This is a genomic window from Sphingopyxis sp. 550B (genome assembly GCF_057401805.1).
Genome location: NZ_CM171610.1, coordinates 1,100,554 through 1,125,104, shown reverse-complemented (window position 1 = coordinate 1,125,104; position 24,551 = coordinate 1,100,554). Strand labels below are relative to the sequence as shown.

Annotated in this window: 20 protein-coding genes and 1 pseudogene; 11 read left to right on the top strand and 10 right to left on the bottom strand. The window is 69.3% G+C overall.

The features are described from left to right. Positions 1-273 precede the first annotated feature (273 nt). Positions 274-537 (bottom strand): 30S ribosomal protein S20, encoded by a 264-nt coding sequence (gene rpsT, locus AC2S9W_RS05225; RefSeq protein ID WP_067112560.1) that lies wholly within the window; start codon positions 535-537, stop codon positions 274-276. Positions 538-724: 187 nt separating this feature from the next. Further along, positions 725-1,537 (bottom strand): bifunctional DNA-formamidopyrimidine glycosylase/DNA-(apurinic or apyrimidinic site) lyase, encoded by an 813-nt coding sequence (mutM, locus tag AC2S9W_RS05220; RefSeq protein WP_486571711.1) that lies wholly within the window; start codon positions 1,535-1,537, stop codon positions 725-727. A gap of 94 nt (positions 1,538-1,631) precedes the next feature. On the opposite strand from mutM, the gene AC2S9W_RS05215 reads away from it, so the two are divergent. The 8 genes and pseudogenes from AC2S9W_RS05215 (at position 1,632) to AC2S9W_RS05180 (ending at position 7,508) form a co-directional block, all read left to right on the top strand. After that, positions 1,632-2,369: a class I SAM-dependent methyltransferase gene (locus AC2S9W_RS05215; RefSeq protein ID WP_486571710.1), complete on the top strand. Its 738-nt coding sequence runs from the start codon at positions 1,632-1,634 to the stop codon at positions 2,367-2,369. Between the two features lie 121 nt (positions 2,370-2,490). Next, positions 2,491-4,035, top strand: a complete 1,545-nt coding sequence (gene ubiB, locus AC2S9W_RS05210) for a 2-polyprenylphenol 6-hydroxylase (RefSeq protein ID WP_067112082.1) — start codon at positions 2,491-2,493, stop codon at positions 4,033-4,035. Between the two features lie 44 nt (positions 4,036-4,079). Next, positions 4,080-4,325 carry a type II toxin-antitoxin system CcdA family antitoxin gene (locus AC2S9W_RS05205; protein WP_076077465.1) on the top strand — a complete coding sequence of 82 codons (246 nt, stop codon included), beginning with the start codon at positions 4,080-4,082 and terminating at the stop codon, positions 4,323-4,325. Then, entirely contained in the window at positions 4,325-4,621 is a 297-nt protein-coding gene (locus tag AC2S9W_RS05200; RefSeq protein ID WP_067112079.1) for a CcdB family protein, read from the top strand. The genes AC2S9W_RS05205 and AC2S9W_RS05200 overlap by 1 nt, the downstream gene beginning before the upstream one ends. A gap of 3 nt (positions 4,622-4,624) precedes the next feature. Continuing rightward, a complete protein-coding gene (gene coaBC, locus AC2S9W_RS05195; protein WP_076073542.1) occupies positions 4,625-5,893 on the top strand; it encodes a bifunctional phosphopantothenoylcysteine decarboxylase/phosphopantothenate--cysteine ligase CoaBC in 1,269 nt (422 codons plus the stop codon). Beyond that, positions 5,856-6,317, top strand: a pseudogene (dut, locus tag AC2S9W_RS05190) (dUTP diphosphatase); the annotation flags it as partial. The gene coaBC and the pseudogene dut, both read left to right, overlap by 38 nt. An 88-nt stretch (positions 6,318-6,405) precedes the next feature. Then, positions 6,406-7,155, top strand: a complete 750-nt coding sequence (locus AC2S9W_RS05185; protein WP_486571709.1) for a HesA/MoeB/ThiF family protein — start codon at positions 6,406-6,408, stop codon at positions 7,153-7,155. Beyond that, positions 7,143-7,508, top strand: a complete 366-nt coding sequence (locus AC2S9W_RS05180) for a DsrE family protein (protein ID WP_486572059.1) — start codon at positions 7,143-7,145, stop codon at positions 7,506-7,508. The genes AC2S9W_RS05185 and AC2S9W_RS05180 overlap by 13 nt, the downstream gene beginning before the upstream one ends. A gap of 216 nt (positions 7,509-7,724) precedes the next feature. On the opposite strand, the gene AC2S9W_RS05175 is transcribed toward AC2S9W_RS05180, so the two are convergent. From AC2S9W_RS05175 to AC2S9W_RS05155, 5 genes are all read right to left on the bottom strand, one after another. Then, a complete protein-coding gene (locus AC2S9W_RS05175) occupies positions 7,725-8,465 on the bottom strand; it encodes a class I SAM-dependent methyltransferase (RefSeq protein WP_486571708.1) in 741 nt (246 codons plus the stop codon). Continuing rightward, positions 8,465-9,592: a peptide chain release factor 2 gene (gene prfB, locus AC2S9W_RS05170; protein ID WP_067112061.1), complete on the bottom strand. Its 1,128-nt coding sequence runs from the start codon at positions 9,590-9,592 to the stop codon at positions 8,465-8,467. Before prfB ends, AC2S9W_RS05175 begins: the two co-directional genes overlap by 1 nt. A gap of 68 nt (positions 9,593-9,660) precedes the next feature. Further along, entirely contained in the window at positions 9,661-12,177 is a 2,517-nt protein-coding gene (locus tag AC2S9W_RS05165; protein WP_104960266.1) for a penicillin-binding protein 1A, read from the bottom strand. 87 nt (positions 12,178-12,264) lie between these two features. Beyond that, a complete protein-coding gene (locus AC2S9W_RS05160) occupies positions 12,265-13,410 on the bottom strand; it encodes a DSD1 family PLP-dependent enzyme (protein WP_076073534.1) in 1,146 nt (381 codons plus the stop codon). Positions 13,411-13,483: 73 nt separating this feature from the next. Further along, positions 13,484-14,746 (bottom strand): N-acetylmuramoyl-L-alanine amidase, encoded by a 1,263-nt coding sequence (locus tag AC2S9W_RS05155; protein WP_486571707.1) that lies wholly within the window; start codon positions 14,744-14,746, stop codon positions 13,484-13,486. A 621-nt stretch (positions 14,747-15,367) separates the two neighbouring features. Between AC2S9W_RS05155 and AC2S9W_RS05150 the strand changes: the two genes are divergently transcribed. Both AC2S9W_RS05150 and AC2S9W_RS05145 read left to right on the top strand, forming a co-directional pair. Next, positions 15,368-18,016, top strand: coding sequence for an Rne/Rng family ribonuclease (locus tag AC2S9W_RS05150; protein WP_486571706.1), 2,649 nt, complete (start codon positions 15,368-15,370; stop codon positions 18,014-18,016). A 545-nt stretch (positions 18,017-18,561) separates the two neighbouring features. Next, positions 18,562-19,959 carry a M48 family metalloprotease gene (locus tag AC2S9W_RS05145; RefSeq protein WP_486572058.1) on the top strand — a complete coding sequence of 466 codons (1,398 nt, stop codon included), beginning with the start codon at positions 18,562-18,564 and terminating at the stop codon, positions 19,957-19,959. A gap of 209 nt (positions 19,960-20,168) precedes the next feature. On the opposite strand, the gene AC2S9W_RS05140 is transcribed toward AC2S9W_RS05145, so the two are convergent. Continuing rightward, on the bottom strand, positions 20,169-20,519 hold the full coding sequence (locus tag AC2S9W_RS05140; protein WP_486571705.1) for a hypothetical protein: 351 nt from the start codon (positions 20,517-20,519) through the stop codon (positions 20,169-20,171). Positions 20,520-20,609: 90 nt separating this feature from the next. On the opposite strand from AC2S9W_RS05140, the gene AC2S9W_RS05135 reads away from it, so the two are divergent. Next, positions 20,610-21,587, top strand: coding sequence for a DsbA family protein (locus AC2S9W_RS05135; protein WP_486571704.1), 978 nt, complete (start codon positions 20,610-20,612; stop codon positions 21,585-21,587). A gap of 10 nt (positions 21,588-21,597) precedes the next feature. On the opposite strand, the gene AC2S9W_RS05130 is transcribed toward AC2S9W_RS05135, so the two are convergent. Then, positions 21,598-23,202, bottom strand: coding sequence for a phytoene desaturase family protein (locus AC2S9W_RS05130; RefSeq protein WP_486571703.1), 1,605 nt, complete (start codon positions 23,200-23,202; stop codon positions 21,598-21,600). Further along, positions 23,199-24,419, bottom strand: coding sequence for an FAD-dependent oxidoreductase (locus AC2S9W_RS05125; RefSeq protein WP_286750190.1), 1,221 nt, complete (start codon positions 24,417-24,419; stop codon positions 23,199-23,201). The genes AC2S9W_RS05130 and AC2S9W_RS05125 overlap by 4 nt, the downstream gene beginning before the upstream one ends. Between the last annotated feature and the right edge of the window lie 132 nt (positions 24,420-24,551).

The window sequence follows — 24,551 nt, the reverse complement described above, 5'->3', positions numbered from 1 at the left end:
TCGGGCGAGTCGATCAAGGGCGCGGCCTGTAAAAATACTGAAATAAAAACCTTGACTCACCGGACCCCTCGGAAAATCGTCAAATGCCTGTTTTTTTCATATTTTTCAGTATTATAGACAGTCGCCAACGTGGCGTCGGCAACGAATCGCGGCAAATCCGCGACTTACCGCGATGCAACAGCATGGTCATCGACGCGTCATGATCGCGGGCACAAAAAAGAGCCCGCCGGAGGATATCCGGCGGGCCCTCTTGTCCCCTTTCGGGACGACGGATCAGGCGATCGCGTTCACGCTCTTGGTCAGGCGCGAATATTTGCGCGCGACCGTGTTCTTGTGCAGCACGCCCTTGGCGACGCCGCGCGCCATTTCGGGCTGCGCCACCTTGAGCGCAGCCTGCGCCGCGTCCTTGTCGCCCGCGGCGACGGCGGCTTCGACCTTCTTCACCAGCGTGCGGATGCGCGAAACGCGGTTCTTGTTGACGCTGGCGCGCGCCTGGTTCCGGCGGATGCGCTTCTTTGCCTGCGGCGTATTGGCCATAAATTCCTCAAACTTCCAATCGGTTCAACGGTCGGAGCACAGCCGAAAGCGGAGCAGCCGAATCGCGCGGGTGCAGCGAATCAATGTCCGGATGCGGCCGGTTCCGGAAGACCGGACCCTGCTCGAAGGGTGCGCCCATAGCCATGAAGGGCGCCCCGGTCAATGCTCTTCGCGGGAAAAGACCGCATCAGCGCTGGCATTTCGGGCAATGAAAGGTCGACCGGCCGCTCTGCACGATGCGCGCGATCGTGCCGCCGCATTCGCATCGCTCGCCCTCGCGCCCATAGACGCGCCAGTCCTTCGCGAAATAGCCGAGATCGCCTTCCGGGCTCAGGAAATCGCGCAGCGTGGAGCCGCCCGCCGCGATAGCGGCGCGGAGCACCGCCTTGATCGCGGGCACGAGCGCGGCGAGCTTCGCCTTGGGCACGTCGGCCGCGGCGCGCGTCGGCGCGATCCGCGCCATGTTGAGCGCCTCGCAGACATAGATGTTGCCGAGCCCGGCGACGACCGTCTGGTCGAGCAGCATCGCCTTGATCGGCGCCCGGCGCCCCGCGAGCGCCTTGGCGAGATAAGCGGCGTCAAACGCGTCGGACAGCGGTTCCGGGCCCAGCGTGACGAAGGCCGGAAAGCGCGTCAGCGGGTCGCCCGCCACCAGGTCGACCGAACCGAACCGGCGCGGATCGTGAAGGAACAACCGCTGCCCCGCACCGGTTTCGAGGAGCAGATGGTCGTGCTTGCCCGCCTCGCCGCCCTCGGTGCGCCAGCGTCCGGACATGCCGAGATGGAAGATCATGTGGTCGTCGCGATCGGTCGACACGATGCCGTATTTGGCGCGCCGCGACAGCCCCGTCACCGTCGCGCCGGTCAGCCGCTGCGCGAGGTCGGCCGGGAAGGGGCGGCGCAAGTCGGGACGAAAGGTCGTCACCGTCGCCAGCCGCTGCCCTTCGAGGAAGGGCGCCAGACCGCGGACGGTGGTTTCGACTTCGGGAAGTTCGGGCATTTCCTCCGCGCGGTAACTGGCATTTGCGCGGGCGGCAAGGCCCGGCTAAAGGCCGGTCAGACTTCTCTCCCCCATCCCGCAAAGGCGCGACTCCATGGCTACGCCCGACACCGTCAGCTTCGGTTACGAACAGGTTCCAGCGGGCCGGAAGACCGCAATGGTCGGCGAGGTGTTCAGCCGCGTCGCGCGCAAATACGACATCATGAACGACGCGATGTCAGGCGGTCTCCACCGGTTGTGGAAGGACCGCTTCGTGCGCCGCGTCAAGCCGCGCGCCGGCGAGGCGATCCTCGACATGGCGGGGGGTACCGGCGACATCGCCTTTCGCATGGAGCCGTCGGGCGCCAGCATCACCGTCGCCGACATCAATCCCGATATGCTGGCCGTCGGCATGGAGCGCGCGGCGGCGCGCGGCATCGACAGCCTCGTATGGAGCGAGCAGAACGCCGAAAGCCTGTCCTTTCCCGACCGCTTCTTCGACGCCTATACGATCGCCTTCGGCATCCGCAACGTCACCGACATTCCCGCCGCGCTCGCCGAGGCGCACCGCGTGCTGCGCTATGGCGGGCGCTTCTTCTGCCTCGAATTCTCGACCAACGAATGGCCGGGCTTCGCGCAGGCCTATGACGCCTATTCGCACCATCTGGTGCCGCGGCTCGGCAAGCTGATCGCCGACGACGAAGACAGCTATCGCTATCTGATCGAATCGATTCGCCGCTTTCCGCCGATGCCCGCCTTCGCGCAGATGATTCGCGACGCGGGCTTTACCGCGGTGAAGGTCGAACCGATCCTCGGCGGCCTCGTCGCGATCCACAGCGGGCGGAAGGCGTGAGAAGCGGGCCAACTTTCTCCCCTCCCGCTTGCGGGAGGGGTCGAGGGAGGGCCTGTTTCACAGCGCGCGACCTCGACATCCCCTCCCCTGACCCCTCCCGCAAGCGGGAGGGGAACAGATAATGACCCGCCCCGTCACCCATATCCTGCGCCTGCTCAAATGGGGGCGCATTCTGGCGCGCCACGGCGCGCTGCGCGGAATCGAGAGCGCGCCGACGACGCCCGCCGGCGTCAAGCGCCTTTGCCGCATCGCACGGCTGGGAACGATCCAGCCGAAGGTGCCCGACTATGCCGCCGCCTTCCAGGCGATCGGCCCCGCCGCAGTCAAGCTGGGGCAGACGCTCGCGACACGTCCCGACCTCGTCGGTGAAGAGGCGGCGCGCAACCTGCTGACGCTTCAGGACGCGCTGGCGCCGGTCGGCTTCGACGCGATCCGCCGCGAGATCGAGACGGCGTTCGAGGCGCCGCTGGACAGCCTTTATTCCGAATTCGATCCCGATCCGGTCGGATCGGCCTCGATCGCGCAGGTGCACCGGGCGGTGACCACCGACGGACGCCAGGTCGCGGTCAAGGTCCGCCGCCCCGGCATCGACAAGCAGTTCGCGCGCGATATCGAAACCTATGAATGGGCGGCCGCGCATCTCGAGGCATTCGGGGGCGAAGCGGCGCGGCTGCGCCCGCGACAGGTGATCGCCAATTTCCGCCGCTGGACGCTGCGCGAACTCGACCTGCGGCGCGAGGCGGCGTCGGCGTCCGAACTCGCCGACGCGATGGCGGCGGTGCCGACCTATCAGGTGCCGGCGATCGACTGGGACCGCACGGCGACGCGCGTGATGACGCTCGACTGGATCGACGGCATCAAGATTTCGCACCGCGACGCCCTGATCGCCGCCGGGCACGATATGGAGGCGCTGGCCGCGAATCTCGTCCACGCCTTCCTGCGCCAGGCGATCGCCGAGGGTTTCTTCCACGCCGACATGCACCAGGGCAATTTGTTCGTGAAGGCGGACGGGACGATCGCCGCGGTCGATTTCGGCATCATGGGGCGGATCAACCGCCAGGCGCGCTACTGGCTCGCCGAAATCCTCTATGGGCTGACCACGGGCAATTACCGCCGCGTCGCCGAAATCCATTTCGAGGCGCAATATGTGCCCGCCTATCACAGCGTCGAGGAGTTCGCGACGGCCCTGCGCGCGGTGGGCGAGCCGATGCGCGGCAAGCCGGTGAGCGAGCTGTCGGTCGGGCAGATGCTCGACGGGCTGTTCGCGATCACGCGCGATTTCGACATGCAGACGCAGCCGCACCTGCTGTTGCTCCAAAAGACGATGGTGATGGTCGAGGGCGTCGCGACGATGCTCGATCCCAAAATCAACATGTGGGACGTCTCCGGCCCCTTCGTGAAGGAATGGATCCGCGACGAGCTGGGGCCGGAGGCGGCGCTGGCCGACGGCATCCGCGAACAGGGCCGGACGCTGGCGCTGATCCCCGACATCATCCGCCGTCTCGACGACCAGCTTCCGCGCAAGGGCGCCGCCCCGCCCGCCCCGCCGCTGCCCGACATTCCGCTGATGTGGGAACGGAACGGCAAGCGCGTCGGCTGGCGCTACGCGCTGACCGCGCTGGCGGGCGCGGCGGTGGGCGCGGGCGCGCTGCACTGGCTGGGTTGAAGCAGGTCCGATATGCGCATATCTTATGCGCAAAGGAGATGGCGATGAATCGGCCCGCGCGCTTCGAAGGCCCCAAGAAAGCCACCAACGTGTCGCTGAGCGCCGAGCTGGTCGAAGAGGCCAGGCGGCTGGGAATCAATGTCAGCGAAGCGTGCCAGACCGGACTCGCCGCCGAGGTGAAGAAGGCGCGCGAAGCCGCGTGGAAGGAAGAGAATCGCGCCGCAATCGAAAGCTGGAACGACTATATCCGCGAAAATGGCATGCCGTATGACCAATATCGGCAGTTTTGATGGCACGCTACGATGTCTATCCGGGGTCGCGAGGATTGGGTTTCCTGCTCGATTGCCAAAGCGATCTGCTCGATGATCTGGTCACGCGTGTCGTCGTTCCGCTTATGCCTGTCGCTGGATTCGACCCGGTGCCGCGTCTCAACCCCGTCTTTGCCATAAACGGCGCACGACTGGTCATGGCGACCCAGTTGATCTTCGCCATACCGCGCGAGCGGCTTCAGCGGCCGGTGGCCAATCTGGAGAGCGAGCATTTTACCATCGTCGGCGCACTCGACGTACTTCTGACGGGATATTGAACGATGGCCGCCAAGCGCATCCTGCTGATCGTCGGCGGCGGCATCGCCGCTTACAAGAGCATCGAACTCGTGCGCCTGCTGCGGAAGGCGGGGCATGGCGTGCGCTGTGTCCTCACCCGCGCCGGCGAGCAGTTCGTGACCCCGCTGACGCTCGCCGCGCTCAGCGAGGACAAGGTCTATACCAGCCTCTTCGACCTGAAGGACGAGGTCGAGATGGGGCATATCCAGCTCAGTCGGCAGGCCGACCTGGTCGTCGTCGCGCCGGCGACCGCCGATCTGCTGGCCAGGATGGCGACGGGCGTCGCCGACGATCTGGCGACGACGCTGCTGCTCGCCACCGACAAGCCGGTGCTTGCCGCGCCCGCGATGAACGTGCGCATGTGGCTGCACCCCGCGACGCAGCGCAACGTCGCAACGCTGCGCCGCGACGGGGTGACGATCCTCGATCCCGACGAGGGCGAGATGGCGTGCGGCGAATATGGGCCGGGCCGGCTTCCCGAGCCAGCCGCGATCATGGAAGCCATCGACGCGGCGCTTCTTTCCTCGCCCGCCGGCGGGACAGGAGGCATCGACGGCCAGCCCGACTTCGCCCCCGCGAACCACCGTCCGCTGTTCGGCCGCCGTATCCTGATCACCGCGGGACCGACGCACGAGCCGATCGACCCGGTGCGCTACATCGCCAACCGGTCGAGCGGCAAGCAGGGGTTCGCGATCGCCGCCGCCGCCGCCGAGGCGGGGGCCGAGGTGCTGCTGATCGCGGGGCCGGTGCCGCTGCCCACCCCGCCGGGCGTGATTCGCATCGATGTCGAGACCGCGCGCGAGATGGCGGCCGAGGTCGAGGCGGGCCTGCCCGCCGATGCCGCGATCATGGTCGCGGCGGTCGCCGACTGGCGCGCCGCCGACACCTCAGCGCAAAAGATCAAGAAGGACGGCAGCGGCCGGGTTCCGCCGCTCGCGCTGGCCGAGAATCCCGACATCCTCGCCAGCCTCGCGACGAGCCCGCGGCGCCCCCCGCTGCTGGTTGGCTTCGCGGCGGAGACCAACGACGTGATCGCCCACGCCGAGGCCAAGCTCGCCCGCAAGGGCTGCGACTGGATCGTCGCCAACGACGTCGCCGCCGACCCGATGGGCGGCGAGACGAACCGCGTTCACATCGTCGGCAAGAACGGCGTGGACAGTTGGGAGAGATTGCCCAAGGAGGCGGTCGCCCGCAAATTGATGGAAAAGATCGCCGATGAGCTCGACACCCGCATTCCCCTTCCCCACGATTGAGATCGCCATCCAGCGCCTGCCCAACGGCGGCGGCCTGCCGCTGCCCGCTTATGCCAGCGCGGGCGCGGCGGGGATGGACGTCGTCGCCGCCGAGACGCTGACGCTGCGTCCGAGCACGCGCCACGCCGTCGCGACCGGCTTCGCGATGGCGATTCCCGCGGGATACGAGGTGCAGGTGCGCCCGCGTTCGGGGCTCGCGCTCAAGCACGGCATCACCTGCCTCAACACGCCGGGAACGATCGACAGCGATTATCGCGGTGAGGTGAAGGTGATCCTCGCCAACCTGTCCGACGAGCCGTTCGAGGTGAAGCGCGGCGACCGCATCGCTCAACTTGTCCCGGCCCCCGTCCAGCGCGCGGCCTTTGCCGAGGTCGAGTCGCTCGACGAGACCGCGCGCGGCGCGGGCGGCTTCGGGTCGACCGGCATCGCGGGCGCCGCGGGCGACGAGCCGAAGCCGCGCGACGTCGGGTCGCTGTCCGCGATGAAGATGCGGCGTCCGGGCGACTGATCTCTTGCTGTCCGACGCCGAACTCGACCGCTACGCGCGCCAGATCATCGTGCCGCAGTTCGGCGGCGCGGGCCAGGCGAAGCTGAAGGATGCGCATGTCGCGCTGATCGGCGCGGGCGGGATCGGCTGCCCCGCCGCCGCCTATCTGGCCGCGGCGGGCGTGGGCCGGCTGACCATCATCGACCATGACCATGTCGAACTGTCGAACCTCCACCGCCAGCCGCTGTTCACCGACGCCGACATCGGCGCCCCCAAGGCCGAGTGCGCCGCCCGGGCCGCGCGGCGGATCAACCCGCATGTCGAGGCGGTGCCGGCGGTCGAGCGGCTCGGCGCGGACAATGCGGACGCGCTGCTGGCGGGCGCGAGCCTGATCCTCGACGGCTGCGACAATTTCGCCACGCGGCTCGCGGTCAACCGCACCGCGGTCGCGCGGCATATCCCCTTGCTCAGCGCCGCGATTGGAGCGTTCGACGGGCAGGTCGCGCTCTATGAGGGATGGCGCGCCGACAGCCCCTGCTACGCCTGCCTGGTCGGCGACGACCCCGACCGCCCCGGCATCAACTGCGCCGAGCAGGGCGTGATGGGCGCGCTGCCGGGCATGATCGGGACGATGGCGGCGCTCGAAGCGGTGCGCGCGCTGACCGGCTGGGGACGACCGCTGACCGGCCGGCTGGCGATCATCGACATGCTCGACCGGCGCTGGCGCGAGGTCGCGGTCGCCAAGGACCCGGATTGCCCGACATGCCGGGGCTGAGCATCATCGTGGCGGCCGACGACGCGCGGTGCCTCTATGCGGCGCTCGAAACGGCGATGGCTTCGGCGGCGCTCGGGCGGCCTGCACGCCTGTTCCTGCAGGGCGATGCGGCGGCCCTGCTGCGCGCGCCCGTGCGCTTCGCCGGCGACGCGCCGCGCCGGGCCGCAGGCCAGCCGACGCTCGCGCAGATGGTCGAGGAAGCGGCCGCGATGGACGTCGCGCTGATCGTCTGCCAGTCGGGGCTGGCGCTGACCGGCACCGCCGCGGGCGAACTGGTGCCGCAAGCACAGGCGGGCGGACTCGTCAGCTTCCTCGCCGGGCTGGGGCCGGGGGATTCGCTGGTCGTTTACTGACGCACTTCGTCATTGCGACCCCGGACCCGATCGGCACATATGTCCTTCAGGCAGGTAAGGCGCTGTTCCCCGGCGAAAGCCGGGGCCCAGATGGCATAGCGCTGCCCCACGTGGACCCCGGCTTTCGCCGGGGAACGGTTATTTGTCGAAAAGGAATAATTGCCGACCCGATGCGCAGTCGGGCGATGACGAGGCCATTCGATGTCGTCACATGCCCTATGGATTCTTGCACACCCTGATCGCGTCGGGACGCGGACGCTGGCCGCTGGGGACGAAGCGCGCGAGATAGCCGCCGGCGTGCTGCTTGTCGTTGTAGGAGAGCAGCTTGTAGCCGACCGCCTGGAATTCGCAGACGAGCAGGCGGAACGGGGTGCCGTGCTGCGCGACCGGCCGGTCGCCGTCGACGACGATTACCTGCCCGTTCCGGCGCAGCGCCGGGCGCAGCCGCCAGAGGAAGGCGTAGGGTTCGCCGATCTCGTGATACATGTGCACCATGAAGACGCGGTCGAAGCTGGCGGCGGGAAGCCGTGGATCGTCGACCGCGCCGAGTTTCAGCGAGACATTGTCGAGCCGTTCGCGCGCGACGCGGTCGGCGAGCCGCTCGATCACCTCGGGCTGGATGTCCTGCGCGAGGACGCGGCCGCCGGGGCCGACCCGCTGGGCGAGGCGGACGGTGTAATAGCCGTCGCCCGCGCCGATGTCGGCGACGGTCATGCCGGGACGGACATCGGCCGAATCCATGACGTCCTCTGCCTCGTTGACGCGGTCGCGCGCTTCCTCGGTCGACCATTTGGTCGAGGTGATCGGCGCGACGGGGCGGTCGGCGGGCGGAAATTCGCGCGCGGTCTCGACGCGGTCGCTATCGTCGCTCCACGGCGCGTCGCAGCCGGCGAGCGCCAGCGGCGCGGCGAGCAGCGCCAGCGCGGCGGCCGCCGGGCGGACGCCCGCGAAGGCCATCAGTCGATGTCCTCCACCTCGACCGTCTCGCCCGTCACCTTCTGCGACAGCGCCGCCGCCATGAACGGATCGAGCGCCCCGTCGAGCACGTCCTGCGGCGCGGTCGAGGTGACGCCGGTGCGCAGGTCCTTCACCAGCTGATAGGGCTGGAGGACATAGGAACGGATCTGGTGCCCCCAGCCGATCTCGGTCTTCGCCTGATATTCGCCCGACGCCTCGGCCTCGCGCTTCTGCAACTCGGCTTCGTAGAGGCGCGCCTTCAGCATGTTCATCGCGGTCGCACGGTTCTTGTGCTGCGACCGGTCGATCTGCGAGGCGACGATGATGCCGGTCGGCACGTGGGTGATGCGCACCGCCGAATCGGTCGTGTTGACGTGCTGGCCGCCCGCTCCGCTCGCGCGGTAGGTGTCGATCTTGAGGTCGCTTTCCTTGATCTCGATCTCGATATTGTCGTCGATCACCGGATACACCCAGACGCTGGAGAAGCTGGTGTGGCGGCGCGCCGAGCTGTCGTAGGGCGAGATGCGGACGAGCCGGTGGACGCCGCTTTCGGTCTTGGCGTAGCCATAGGCGTTCTCGCCCTTGACCAGCATCGTCGCCGACTTGATGCCCGCCTGCTCGCCGGCCTGATATTCGATCAGTTCGACCTTCATGCCGCGCTTCTCGGCCCAGCGCATGTACATGCGCTGCAGCATCTCGGCCCAGTCCTGGCTTTCGGTGCCGCCGGCGCCCGCATGCACCTCGATATAGCAGTCATAGCCGTCGGCTTCGCCCGCCAGCAGCGCCCGGACCTTGTCCTCCTCGGCGCGCGCGGCCAGCGCCGCGAGGCTGGCGACCGCATCGTCGACCAGCGCGTCGTCGCCCTCCGCCTCGGCCAGTTCGATCAGCTCGGCGGTGTCGGCCATCTCGGTCTCGATCGCGCGCGTCGCGCCGATCGCTTCGTCGAGGCGGCGACGCTCGCGCATCACTTCCTGCGCCGCCTTGGGATTGTCCCACAGCGTCGGGTCCTCGACCTTCGCATTGAGTTCGTCGAGACGGCGCAGCGCGCGGTCCCAGTCGAGAAAGCGGCGCACCAGCGCGAGCGCGGCGTTGATCGTGTCGATATGGTCCTGCGCTTCGGCGCGCATGGTCTTGCTCCTGAATCAAGTCGGGCCGGCCATAGAGGCTCGCGCGCCGGAGGAAAAGCCGCCGCGCGTCAGATAATCCCGCCGCGATCGTCGAGGAAATCGCTGTCGCTGCGGCGGTTCGGTCCCTGCTGGACCGGGGCGTCGGGGCGCGCCGCGGGCTTCGACGGCTTGATCTCTTCCTCGCGGATCGTCCGCCGCGGCTCGCTTTCGGGCTTGAAGGCTTCCCAGATCACCGACGCCTTGGGGTCGCTGCCCGGCCAGCTGCCATAGACGCGGCGGCCCGACTGGCGGTCGATGCGGACCATGCGGACCCCCTTCGGCGCCGTGAAGGGCACCGGCGGCGCGTCGGTCAGCGCGGCGAGGAAGAAATCCTTGAAGATCGGCGCCGCGAGGCTGCCGCCCTGCGCATAGCCGCCCATGTTCCGCGGCTGGTCGAAGCCGATATAGACGCCCGCGATCACATCGGGGGTGCCGCCCACGAACCACACGTCCTTCGGCCCGGAGGTCGTCCCCGTCTTGCCGAACAGCGGCACGCCCAGGTCGCGCAGCCGCACCGCGGTGCCGCGCTGGACGACGCCTTCCAGCATGTGGACGGTCTGATAGGCGGTCATCGGGTCCATCAGTTGCTTGCCCGACGGCGCGAAGCGCGGCATCGGCCGGCCGTTCCAGTCGGACGCGTTGCAGCCCTCGCACGGCTTCCAGTTCTTCGGCAGGATCACCTTGCCGCGGCGGTCCTGCACATAGTCGATGACGCGCGGCCTCAGCTCGCGGCCGTGGTTGGCGAGCATCGCATAAGCGTTGACCAGTTTCTCGACCGTCGTCGTCCCGGCGCCGAGCGCGGTCGACAGATAGGGTTCGTGCTGGCCGATGCCCATCGTCTTGATCGTTTCGACGATCGGTTCCATGCCGATCTGGCTCGCGGTGCGCACCGTCATCAGGTTGCGCGACTGTTCGAGGCCCCAGCGCATCGTGTGCTCGCCCGACCCGCCGCCGCCGCCGAAGTTGCGGAAGCATTTGTTGCCGAGATTCGCCCCCTGATAGACGCAGAAGGGTCCGTCGACGATCATCGTCGCCGGGGTCATGCCGTTGTCGAGCGCGGTCGCATAGACGAAGGGCTTGATCGTCGATCCCGGCTGCCGTTCGGCCTGCGTCGCGCGGTTGAACGGCGACAGGCGGACGTCGAAACCGCCCTGCATCGCATAGATGCGGCCCGAATGCGGGCTTTCGACCACCATGCCCCCCGACACCTCGGGAATGTTCTTCAGCGCGTAGACGCCGGGCGCGGTCGCCTTGACCGCGATCAGATAGCCGGGGCGCAGCGCCGAAAAGGCGCTGCCGCCGGTCTTGCGATAGCCGATGCCCGCGGCGCCCGCCGGCAACCGCCCGGTCGACCCGTCGGCGAAACCGATCCGCGCCTCGCCCGCCGATTTCGACAGCACCGCGGCGACGCGCCAGCCGTCGTAATCGATGCCGATGAAGCTCGATGCGAGACGGCTCGCCCATTGGTCGTCAGCCTCGATCGTCGCGATCGGCCCCGACCAGCCCTTGCCCGCGTCGTAGCGGATCAGGCCGCGGCGCAGCGCGGCGGTCGTCGCCGTCTGCATCGCGCCGTCATAGCCGGTGCGCACCCACAGGCCGCCGGCATAGACGCTGTGCGGTCCGTCCTCGGCGGTTTCGCCGAACGCGTCGATCAGCTGGCGCCGCACCTCTTCCATATAATAGCCGCCGACCTGCGCGACCGCCCGGTTGCCGGCGTCGGTCAGGCCGAGCGGCATCGCCTGCGCCGCGTCGCGCTGCGCCGCGGTGATCCAGCCGTTGCGCTGCATCTGGCCGAGAACGAAGTTGCGCCGCGCCAGCGCCTTGTCGGCGTTGCGCGCGCGGCCATAGGTTTCGGGCGCCTTGGGCAGGATGGCGAGGAACGCCATCTCGTGCAGCGCGAGCTGGTCGACGTCCTTGTCGAAATAGGCGCGCGCCGCCGCCTGCACGCCGAAGGCGCGACGGCCGAGCGGGATTTCGTTGAGGTAGAGTTCGAGGATCTGCTCCTTGCTCAGCGCCGCCTCGATGCGCTTGGCGAGGATCGCCTCGCGAATCTTGCGCGTGTAGCTGACTTCGTTGGAGAGGAGCAGGTTCTTCGCGACCTGCTGGGTGATCGTCGAGGCGCCGACCGGGCGGCCGTCGCTCTTCAGGTTGGTGAGGATCGCGGAGACGACGCCTGGATAGTCGATGCCGCCATGTTCGAAGAAGGTGCGGTCCTCCGCCGCCAGATAGGCCCGAACCAGCAGCTGCGGATATTCGCTGTATTCGAGCTGGACGCGCCGTTCGCGGGCATAGGCGTGCACCGGCTTGCCCTCGCCGTCGCGGACCAGGGTGGGCAGCGGCGGCTCGTAATCGCGCAGCTGGTCGACCGACGGCAGGTCGCGCGCGAAGATCGCCCAGGCCAGCAGGAACGCCACCAGCCCGGCCACCGCGAGCGAGCCGAGCCAGCGGAACCAGCGGCGTGCCCACATCTCGCGCAGCCAGGCGATGACGGCATTGCTGTCGCGGCGCAGGCGCAGGCGGAAATGGGACGCGGTGTCGGAAGCCATATGCGCACAGCCTCTAAAGCCTGCATCGTCGAAAGGGAAGCGGGCTTGCGGCGGACCGCCCGGCCCGCCCGGGCCCGCGAAGGCGCGCTATCGCGCCCGGCCGCGCGCGCTGACCGGCCAGATGGCGACGAGCGTGTCACCCGACACGACATGGTAATGATCGTAGAGATTCACCGTCGGGTCGCAGTGCGGCACGGTCAGCGTCACCGGATCGCCGGGCGCGAGCATCGCCCCGATGCCCGGCGCGACGAGCGCGGCATGCTCGTCGCCCATGAAGGCGAACTGCGCGCTTTCGGGCGCGCCGCGCCGCACGACCGCCACCCCGCCGTCGGTCGACAACGCCTTGAAGCCCGCGTCGATCGTCACCAGCCGCTCGTGGTTGGCGCTGACCACGCGCGCATCGACGCCGAGCGCGACCTCGAAGGGGCAGGCGCCGTCGCCGGTCAGGTCGCAATCGAGATACTGCTTGTCCATGAAGACATAGCTGCCCGCCTGATATTCGGTGAAGACGCCCAGGTCCATGTCGATGCGGTGGGTGCCCGTCCCCGATCCGCTGACGATGCCGGGCGCGAAGCCCGCGCCGGTCAGCGCCGCGATCGCGCTTTCCAGATAGCGGGTGCGCTCCGCGATCGCGGCGGCGCGCTCGGCATGGTCGGCGATATGCTGCTGCGACCCGCAATAAAATTGCACGCCGCGCAGGTCGAGGCGCGGCAGCCCCGCGATCGTCCGCGCCAGCGCGACCGCCGCCTCGGGCGATGCGACGCCGGTGCGCGCGATGCCGGGGTCGATGTCGATCAGCACGTCGAGCCGCGCGTCCTCCGCGGCGAGCGCGGCGTCGATCCGCGCCGCGACGTCGGGATGGTCAACCACCGCGATCAGCCCGTCGGCGTGCGCCGCCAGCTTCGCCAGCCGCTCGATCGCGCGCGGCGCGGCGACGGGCGAGGTGATCAGAATGCCCGCGATGCCGCCCCCGGTCAGCGCCTCGGCCTCGCCGATCTTCGCGCAACAGACACCGACCGCCCCGGCGGCGATCTGGCGCCGCGCGATGTCGACGCTCTTGTGCGTCTTGGCATGCGGGCGCAGCGCGACGCCGTGCCGCGCGGCCGTTGCCGCCATCGCCGCGATGTTGCGGTCGAGCGCGTCGACGTCGAGCACCAGCACCGGGGTGTTGAGGTCGGCGCGCGAGCCCTGGCGGCCGATGAGATGCGCGTGGAGGGTGAGATCGTCGGCCATGCGTCGCCTTCTTGCCTCGAATGGAGAAGGGCCCGAGGCTGGCGCCGCACGCCGCCGAAATCAAGGTGAAGCGTCAGCGCGCCGCGATCTGCCGCGCGAAATGCACCTGCACCGCGTCGCGAACCCCGCGCGCGACCTTCTTCTGCCCCGTCGCCGAACTCAGGAAATCAGCGTCCTCCCTGTTCGAGATGAAGCCGGTTTCGAACAGGACCGACGGCGTGTCGGGCGCCTTGAGCACGACGAAGGAAGCGAAGCGATGCGCGGTGGTGCGGAAATGCACGGCATCGGCGGCCTCGCGCTGGAGCAGCCGCGCGAAGTCGGAGGCGACGTTCATCGTCTCGCGCTGGGTCAGGTCGAGCAGGATCGACGACACCTCGCTGCTGTGCGCGCCGAGGTCGACGCCATTGATGATGTTCGCCTTGTTCTCGCGCGCCGCGAGCTTCGCGGCCTCGCGGTCCGACGCGACCTCGGACAGCGTATAGACCGACGCGCCGTTCGCCTGTTCATTCTCCGCCGCGTCGGCGTGGATCGAGATGAACAGGTCGGCCTTCAGGCGCCGGGCGATGCCGTAGCGCTCCTCGAGCACCAGATAGCGGTCGTCGGCGCGGGTCAGCGCGACGCGCACCCGGCCCGACGCGAGCAGTTCGTCGCGCGTCGCGCGGGCGATCGCCAGCGTGATGTCCTTCTCGCGCTTGCCGCTGTGCGGAGAGATGGCGCCGGGATCGTGCCCGCCATGCCCGGCGTCGATGACGACGAGCGGCAGGCGCGGATTGTCGGGGCCCTCGATCCGCGGCAGCGGCAGCGCGGGCTTCGGCTGGCCGATCGGCACCGAGACGCTGTAGCGTTTCTGCGGCGGCTTGGCGCGGAATTGCGCGGGCGGCTGCAATTCGAGGCGCGGTCCGCGCGCGGCGCGCTCGAACGCGTCGGCCGAGACGGGCCGCAGGCGCAGGCTGAGGCTGCGGCCGTCGGCGGCGAAGCGCGCGTCGGAGACAAGCGCCGGCTGCGCGAGGTCGAGCACGACGCGCGCGGTCGCGGGGTCGCGCTGGCCCTGGCGCACCGCGCGGACGATCCCCGCCCCGCCGGGCGACCGCCCCGCCTGCGCCCCCGCGATGTCGAGCGCGATGCGATCCGGCCCCGCGAGCAGCAGCGTCGAGGCGCCTGCGACGAGATCATCGAAGCGCAGGGTGATTTCGGAATCGCCGATCTCGATCGCACCGATCTGCCCCGCGAGCGCCACCGGCGGATTCCACAGCAGCGTCAGGAGGACGAACAGCAGGCCCATCGGGCGATTATGCCGTCCCTGACAGGCAGTGGTCCAGCGCTTATTCCAGAACATCGAGGCCCCCGGCGGCGGAAAGTCGTGAACCGTCCATTAGCCATCGCACCTCAAACGGGCGTCAACCGGCAGGGTTAACCGGCGATTCAGCACGATTCGCCGGTGCGCCCCGGTGCGGCAATCTTGCAACGCACGGGCGCCTTCCCATCTTTATCGGGCGGTGGAGGTTGCCGTCCGGCGATGCCGATGCTAGCACCCCCCGCACTGGCGGTGTCGTTCCCGGCGCCGTCCGGCCTTTCGAGGGGAAGGGCCCGACCCGCGCGAATCGCGGATCGCGGCTGCCCCGGCGCCGGACACGCGGGGAAGGACGACCCGCCGCCAGTCCACCCGGATGACCGGGCGGCCGACGCGATCCTTCAGGTGTCGCCCAGCCGATCCGGTCGCCCCGATAACCAGGTTGATGCCGCATGAGGCTTGCCATGCCCTCTTCTTCCCGCGACGCAGGCGCCTTCGCGCCCGCGGTCGTCGCGGCGGAAGACCGCATGCGCGCCCACGATCGGACGCGGGGCCCGCGCGGCAATAACGTCTTTTTCCGTTTCACCCTTATCCGCCGCGGCCGCCGATCGGGCGCGTCCGCGGGATTTTCTGTTGGCGCGCCGCGGCGCGCTTGGAGTGTTTACAATGACCACGCGCATGTTGATCGACGCGCGGCACCGGGAAGAAACCCGGGTCGCCGTCACCAAGGGAAACCGCATCGAGGAGTTTGATTTCGAGTCCGCCGAGCACAAGCAGCTCAAGGGCAATATCTATCTGGCCAAGGTCACCCGCGTCGAACCGTCGCTGCAGGCGGCGTTCGTCGAATATGGCGGCAACCGTCACGGCTTCCTGGCCTTCAGCGAAATCCACCCCGATTATTACCAGATTCCGAAGGAAGACCGCGAAGCGCTGCTCCGCGAAGAGGCCGAGCATGCCGCCGAGGCGGCGATGCGCGCCGAAGAGGATCTCGACGAGCTGGAAGGCGACGTCGCCGAGGTCGAGGGACATGACGACGACGAGAATGGCGACGCCCCGGCACCGGTGACGGTCGGCGAGGACAGCGACGACGACATGGACGCCGAGGCCGGCGATGGCGACGGCGAATCCGATACCGACAATGGCGACGCCGAGGAATCGAAGGACGACCGCGGCGGGCGCCGCGGGCGCGGACGGGCGCGCGGTGGCCGCAAGGGCCGCGGGCGCGGCCGGAACGGCGAAGACGACGGCGAAAGCCGCATGTCGCTGCGCCGCCGCTACAAGATTCAGGACGTCATCCGCCGCCGCCAGGTGATGCTGGTTCAGGTCGTCAAGGAAGAGCGCGGCAACAAGGGCGCCGCGCTGACCACCTATCTGTCGCTCGCCGGCCGCTATTGCGTGCTGATGCCGAACACGATGCACGGCGGCGGCATCAGCCGCAAGATCTCGAACGGCGCCGACCGTCGCAAGCTCAAGGCGATGATCGACGATCTCAATCTGCCGCCGACGATGGGCTGCATCGTCCGGACCGCGGGGATGAGCCGCACCAAGACCGAGATCAAGCGCGACTTCGACTATCTGGCCCGCCTGTGGGACGAGATTCGCGAAAAGACGCTGGCGTCGAGCGCCCCAGCACTGGTCCATTCGGACAGCGACCTGGTCAAGCGCGCGATCCGCGACATCTATCACAAGGATATCGAGGAAGTGCTCGTCGAGGGCGACGAGGGCTACAAGGCCGCGAAGCAGTTCATGAAGCTGCTGATGCCCAGCCACGCGCGGCGCGTGAAGCAATATGCCGACCCGGTGTCGCTCTATCAGCGCTACGGGGTCGAGGATCAGCTCGCCGGGATGCTCAATCCCGTCGTCCAGCTCAAGTCGGGCGGCTATCTGGTCATCAACCCGACCGAGGCGCTGGTGTCGATCGACATCAACTCGGGCCGTTCGACGCGCGAGCATAATATCGAGCAGACCGCGCTCAACACCAACCTGGAGGCCGCGCACGAGATCGCGCGCCAGCTGCGCCTGCGCGACATGGCGGGGCTGATCGTCATCGACTTCATCGACATGGATCACGGCTCGAACGTCCGCAAGGTCGAGCGTGCGATGAAGGAAGCGCTGAAGAACGACCGCGCCCGCATCCAGATCGGCCGCATCTCGGGCTTCGGGCTGATGGAGATGAGCCGCCAGCGCCTGCGCACCGGCGTGCTCGAAGCCTCGACGCGCCCCTGCCCGCATTGCGAGGGCACCGGGCTCGTCCGCACCGCCAGCTCGGCCGGCCTGTCGGCGCTGCGCCTGATCGAGGAGGAAGCGGCGCGCGGCAAGGGCAGCCGGATCACGCTGCGCGCGAGCCAGGAAGCGACCTTCTACCTGCTCAACGAAAAGCGCCGCGAACTGCGCGAGATCGAGGAACTCTACGGCGTCTCCGTCGAAATCCTGCCCGACGGCGAAACCGAGGGCGCGCGGATGGCGGTCGAGGTCGGCGGTCCGCCGCCCACGCAGCAGCGCAGCTTCGCCCCGATCGTCGAGATCGAGGAGGAGGAAGACGAGAGCTTCGACGATGAGACCGCCGAGGAGGACGAGGAGGAACGCGCCGATCGTCCGCACGACGAAGGCGATGGCGACGGCCGCAAGCGCCGCCGCCGCCGCCGCCGCGGGCGCCGCGGACGTCGCGACGACGAAAATGGCGAAAGCGGCGAGAATGGCGACGCCGGCGATGCCGATACCGACGCGGAAGCGGACACCGGAATGGCGGCCGAATCGGCTGACGTCGAACCGGCGGAAGCCGAAGCGCCTGCCGAGGCTCCGGCCGACGAAGCGGAAGCCAAGCCGCGCCGTCGCCGCGGCGGACGCGGCCGCAAGAAGGCCGAGGCCACCGACGAGGGTGTGACCGAAGCCGCACCGGTCGAAGCCGAAGCTCCCGAAGCCGAAACGCCCGAGCCCGTCGCCGTCGAAGCCGAGGTCGAGGCCGAAGCGCCGGCCGCCGAAGAGAAGCCGAAGCGCAAGCGCGCGCCGCGCAAGCCCAAGGCTGCTCCGGCCGAAGCCCCGGCCGAAGCCGAAGCCACCGAAGCCCCCGCCGCCGCGCCCGAAGCGACGCCGCCGGTGGAAGCCGAAGCCAAGCCCGCGCCGAAAAAGCGCGCAAGCCGCAGCAAGAAGGCTGTCGCCGCCGCCGAAGCCACCCCAGCGGAAGCTGCCGAGGCTCCCGTCACGGCGCCCGAACGCGAGGCCGAACCGGCGACCGTCGCCGACGGCGACGACGCGGTGGACGAAGCCACGGGCGAGCCGCGTCGCGGCTGGTGGCAGCGCACCTTCGGCAACTGATCCACGCCGGGCCGCGCGGCGCCGCGCGGTCCCCGGCGAAAGTCGGGGGCCGTTCCAAAAGGGCGATGACATCGAATGGACTCGTCATTGCGAGCGGCGAAGCCGCGCGGCAATCCAGGGTAGTGCAAACCGCCCTGGATGGCTTTCCCCGGATCAGGTCCGCAATTATCCCCATCCGACAAGTGAGCGTTCCCCGGCGAAAGCCGGGGTCCAGCTATGTGCGCCTGCCTCGCATGGGCCCCGGCTTTCGCCGGGGATCACCAGCGTCCCTGTCTCCAAGGTATAAACGCCGATCAGGTCCGGGGTCACAATGACGAAGCGGGTCGAACCAAAGTCATCATGCTCTGGCGCGTCCTCGTCCGGCAACCGACTTTCGTCGGCGGATATCGGCACCGCCCGCCCCCCAATGCCGATTCCGCGGCCGGGGCGGTCGACGCCCCGCCGCGGAATCGGTGCGGCGCATCTTGCGCCGCCGTCCGCCGCGCCCCAATAAGTCCTGCATGGCTTCAGTCGATGTTCAGGCGCGGGGCGCCACCAAGGCAGCGATGACCCTGCCGCACGCCACGCACCGGGCCGCCGGCCCGCGTTCCTTGCTGCGCGCCCTGCTGGTGCTGCTGGCGATGCTCGCGGTCGCGGTGCGGCCGGCGATGGCGCAATCGATCCTGCGCGACGCCGAGACCGAGGCATTGCTGAAGGACATGATGGACCCGCTGCTCGTCGCGGCGGGATTGCGCCCGGGCCAGGTGCGCGTCCACATGCTCGGCGATCCCAGTATCAACGCCTTCGTCGCGGGCAGCCAGGACATCTATGTCTTCAGCGGGCTGATCGAGGCGGCCGGCAGCGCCAACGAGGTGCAGGGCGTGCTCGCGCACGAACTGGGCCACGTCATGGGCGGCCACGCGATCCGCACCAACGACGGCATCAAGGCCGCGACCGGCATCTCGCTGGTCAGCCTGCTGCTCGGCGCCGCGGCGATCGCCGCGGGCGGCGGCGAGGCGGGCATGGGAATATTGATGGCGGGCCAGCAGGCGGCGCTCGGCAAATTCCTCGCCTACAGCCGCGTGCAGGAAGCGACCGCCGACGCCGCGGGCGCGCAATATCTGTCGAAGGCGGGGATCAGCGGCAAGGGCAGCCTCGCCTTCTTCAAGCGGCTGCAGAACATCGAATTCCGCTATGCGATCAAGCAGGACGACGACCAGGCCTATGGCCGCACCCACCCGCTGTCGGGCGACCGCATCCAGGCGCTGCGCGAGGTCTATGTCGTCGATCCGGCGTGGGACAAGCCGTCGGACCCGCAGATCGAACGGCGTTTCGAGCGGGTAAAGGCGAAACTGGTGGGATTCGTCGCGGAACCGGCGAAAACGCTGCGCCTCTATCCCGAAAGCAACACCAGCGTCCCCGCGCGCTATGCCCGCGCCTATGCCTGGCACAAGAGCGCCTATCCGCAAAAGGCGCTGACCGAAGTCGAGGGGCTGATCGCCGCCGATCCCGAGGATCCCTATTTCCTCGAACTCGAAGGCCAGATCCTGCTCGAATCGGGGCGCCCGCGCGACGCGATCCCGGCGCTGCGCAAGGCGGTCGCCAATTCGCGGTCGCAGCCGCTGATCGCCGCGCTGCTCGGCCATGCGCTGATCGCGACCGAGGATCCGGCCAATTACCCCGAGGCCGAAAAGGTGCTGAAGACCGCGGTCGCGCTCGACAATGAAAATCCCTTCGCTTGGTACCAGCTCGGCATCGTCTATGCGAGCAAGGGCGATCAGGCGCGCGCCGCGCTCGCCTCGGCGGAGCGATTCAGCCTCGAGGGTGGACAGGCATCGCTTGCGCTGCGTAATGCCGAAACCGCGATGCAGGGCCTGCCGCAAGGCTCGCCCGACTGGATACGGGCGCAGGATATTTCGCTGGTCGCCCGCGCCGAGGTGGAACGAACGCGCAAACGGCGCTAGATTCGCGCAAACGACGGGACGGCATCGCGATCCTGTGATGCACAAGGGCAGCAAGTGACGGACAACAAGGAAGATTATTACCAGCCCTGGCTTCGTGATCCGGGGCCGGCGCCGGGCCCGCAAGGCGCACCGCGCGCCGGCGGGGGACTCGACGACGGAGGGCTCGCCAAGCCGAAGGAGTCGCCGCCGGTCGGCATCGACCTGTCGCGCTATCCCGCGGCGGAGGAGCGGCCGCGTGCGCCGCTGGTGAAGCCCGACCGGATACGCGCGGGCGCGCAGGGCGCGTGGCAACGGCTGCGCACGGGCGCCGAGGCCTTTGCCGACTGGACGATCGCGGTCGGCGCGCGCGCCGATATTCCCGCGAAGGTCGAGGCGATGGAGATTCCGCGCCGCAGCCGCGCGCTCGCGCGGCTGGGCGGCGCCCTCTCGGCCCGCGCGGCGCGCGCCGTGGGCCGCGGGGCCGCGGGCGCCGGACGCGCCGCCGCGAAGGCGGGCGGCGCGGCTGGGCCGGCCTCGCGCTCGGCGACCGGGTCGCGAAGCTGTCGAGCAAGGCCGGACACGGGCTCGGCGAGGTCGCGGACCGGACGCGCGCCGGACTCGAATCGGTCGCGAAGGCGGGCAAGGAAGGGATCGGCGAGGCCGCGACCAAATTGCGCCCCTCCCCGCCCGAGGAGCCCGCTCCGCCGCCCTCGGGGCTCGAACAGCTCCTCGCACGCGAGGCCGCCGAGGCGAAGCCGGCGGCGCCCGACCTGCCGCTGTTCGCCGGCGAGCCCGCGGTCGCGCCGGCGCCGAAGAAGACGAAATCCGGCGCGGTCGCCGAGGTGGACGACCGTTCGCCGCCGCCGCCGCGCGCGCTAGCGGCCGGGCCTATGCCGCATATCGGGGGAGCGGGAATGGACGGCGGATCGACACGGGCATGGCTGGCGGGCGGCATCGCCGCGATCGTGCTGCTCGCCGCGGCTTTCTGGCTCGGCGGGCGCTTCGGCGGCGGCCTCAGCAAGGGCGAGGTTGAGACGATCGTCGCAAATTACATCCAATCCAACCCCCACCTCATCCCGCAGGCGCTGGAGGCGCAGCGCGACAAGGAGATCGCGAAGGCGATCGACGCAATCCGCCCCGCGCTCGAAAAACCCTATGCCGGCGCCTGGGCGGGACATGCCGACGGCGACGTCACGCTGGTCGTCTTCACCGACTATGCCTGCGGCTTCTGCCGCGCGAGCGTGCCCGACGTCGACCGGCTGATCCGCGAGGACAAGAGGCTGAAGGTCGTGTTCCGCGAATTGCCGATCATCGCGCCGCAGAGCCGCGACGCCGCGCTGATGGCGCTCGCCGCGGCGCGGCAGGGGCGCTACGATGCCTTCCACCACGCGATGTTCGCCGCCTCCTCGCTATCCCCTGCGGCGATCGCCGAGGCGGCGTCCAGGGCTGGGGTGGTCACCGACGGCAGCGCCGACGCGACCGCGAACGAGGCATTGTTTCAGCGCGAACTCGACAGCAACCTCGCCATCGCCAGCCAACTCCAGCTCAACGCCACCCCGACCTGGGTCGTCGGCGATCAGCTGTTCCAGGGGCAGGTCGGCTTTGCCGCGCTCAAGCAGGCGATCGCCAAGGCGCGGGCGAAGGGCTGAACGCGCCCGCTCAGCGCCAGCGCGGCGCGAACAGACTGCGGTCGCGCAGGATGACGTGCGCGGCATTATGCCCCGGCGCGCCGGTGACGCCGCCGCCGGGGTGGGTGCCCGCGCCGCACATATAGAGTCCCTTCACCGGCCCGCGATAGCCGCCGTGACCGAGCACCGGCCGCGCCGCCCATAGCTGGTCGAGGCTCATCGCGCCGTGCATGATGTCGCCGCCGACCAGGCCGAACCGGCGTTCGAGCCCTTTGGGGCTGAGCCGTGTCTGGGCGACGATGCTGGCGCGAAAGCCGGGGGCGTGTGCCTCGACCGTGTCGAGGATCGCGTCGGCCGCCGCGCCTTCTTCCGTATCCCAGTCGCGTCCATCGGGCAGTTCGGGCGCGAATTGCTGGCAGAACAGGCTCGCGACATGGTAGCCTGGGGGCGCGAGACTGTCGTCGACGGTCGACGGAATCAGCATCTCGACGATCGGCGCCTTCGACCAGCCGTAGCGCTTCGCATCGAGGAAGGCACGGTCCATGTAATCGAGCGTCGGTGCCAGAATGATTCCCGACTGGTGATGCTCGCCGGGTTCGGGAAGACAGGTGAATTTCGGCAGTCCGGTCAGTGCGACGTTCATCCGGAAGGTGCCGCTTCCTACCTTGAACGCCCTGATCCGCCGCCGGAAATCGGCGGGAAGGTCGGCGGCGTCGATCAGGCGATCGTAGAGCAGCTTCGGCCCGACATTGGCGACGACGCGGTCGGCGGCAATCTCCTCACCCCCCAACAGCCGCACCCCGACCGCCCGCTCCCCGTCGACGAGCACCCGCGCGACCGGGCTTTCGAGGCTGATCTCGACCCCCGCGGCGCGGCAGACCTGCGCCATGATCTGCGTGATCGCGCCCATGCCGCCGACGCTGTGGCCCCATGCCCCCCTCCGCCCGTTCACCTCGCCGAAGACATGGTGGAGCAGGACATAGGCGCTGCCGAGCGCGTCGGGCGAGGCATAGTTGCCGACCACCGCGTCGAAGCCGAAGGCCGCCTTCACCGCCTCGCTCTCGAACCAGCCGTCGAGGACGGTGCGCGCCGACCGCGCGAACAGGTCGAGCACGTCGCGCTGCGTTTCGAGGTCGAGGCGCGCGAAGCGCTGCCCCTGCCGCACGCCGTCGAGCCACGTCCGCATCCCTTCGCCGACATTGGGCGGCACGCGCAGCGCAAGGTCGCGGAGCAGGTCGGCGACCCGTTCGAGCGCGGCATAATAGGCAGGCAGAGCCTCGGCATCGCGCGAACTGAACTTGCGGAATTCGGCCTGCGTGCGCGCGATCCCGCCGCCGAGCTTCAGATAGCCGCCGCCCGGCTGCGGCAGGAAATTGCTGATCGGGCGCTCGATCACGCGATAGCCGTGCTCGGCCAACGCCATGTCGGCGATCACCTTCGGCTGAAGCAGGCTGACCGTATAGCTCGCGACCGAGTTGCGGAAGCCCGGCGCGAATTCCTCCGTCACCGCGGCGCCGCCGACGACGTCGCGCGCCTCGACGATCCGCACCTTCAACCCCGCGCGCGCAAGATAGAAGGCGCAGACGAGGCCGTTGTGCCCGGCGCCGATGATCAGCGCGTCGTAGGATGAGGTCATCGCCCGGCCCCGGCCAGCGGCGATTCGACATGCTCGCGCCCGAAGCCGAGACCGAGGATGCGGCCGGGGATGCGGCGAAGCAGCGGGACGCGGTCGAGCAGCTTCACGGCGAAGGGCACATGGTCGACCTCGCCGCGCAGCACCGGCAGGATCACGCGGTCGTGCGCGATACGCTGGATCGCCTGCATCCGCACGGTCGGCGTCCAGCGCCGCGCCTGCACGCGCGGCAGCAGCGGGTCGGGGTCGTCGCCGCGTGCCAGCGGGGCGGCCAGGACATTTGCCGCAGCGACCGCATCCTGTACCGCGAGATTGATGCCGACGCCGCCGACCGGCGACATCGCATGCGCGGCGTCGCCGATCGCGAGCAGCCCCGGCCGCGACCAGAGGGTGAGGCGGTCGAGCGCGACCGACAGCAGTTTGACGTCGTCGAAGCCGGCGATGGCGTCGATTCCGGCGGCCAGTCCCGGCGCGAGCGCGACGACGTCGGCGCGGAAGGCGTCGATCCCCCGCGCCGCGATTGCCGGAAAGCCGTCCTTCTCGATGATCCGAGCGCATTGCCAATAGCCGGTCCGCGGGATGGCGACGACCATGCCGCGCCGGCCGATCGAGCCGAGCGGGACGTCGGCGGGCGCGCCGCCTTCGGGCATCGGGACGCGGAACCAGAGCACGTCCATCGGCGCGCCGAGGTCCTCGCGCGGCAGGCCGGCTGCCTCGCGCAGCACCGAGCGACGGCCGTCGGCGGCGATGACGAGCCGCGCAGGCAGCGCCTCGCCGCTCGCCAGCGACACGCCTGCGACGCGGCCCGCGGCGTCGAGTACCGGCGCGACCGCTTCGGTTGTCATCCGCAGGTCGAAGGTCGGATAGCGCCGCGCCTGCCGCGCGATGAAATCGAGCAGGTCCCATTGCGGCATCATCGCGATATAGGGCGCCGCGACCGGCAAATGCCGGAGGGTCGCGATCGTATAGCGGCGGCCGAGCAGGTCGAGCGTCGCGGTGTCGAACCGCGCATGCGGCAGGGCAAGCAACTCGTCGAGCAGCCCGATCTGGCGGAACAGGTCGAGCGTCGACGGATGCACCGTGTCGCCGCGGAAGTCGCGCAGAAAATCCCGATGCTTTTCGAGCACCGTCACGCGAACGCCGGCGCGCGCGAGCAGCAGCCCGGCGACCATGCCGGCCGGACCGCCGCCGACGATCACGGTGGAAAGCCTCTCGCCCATCTTCGCTCCAGCCGCTGCCCCCCTTCCCCCATATTGGACCCGACGACGGAGATTTGCCACCCGCTCTTCGCCCGCCCGACGGCGAGCGAAGAGACCCCTGCATATATGCTCCTCAGGCAGGTAAGGTCCCGT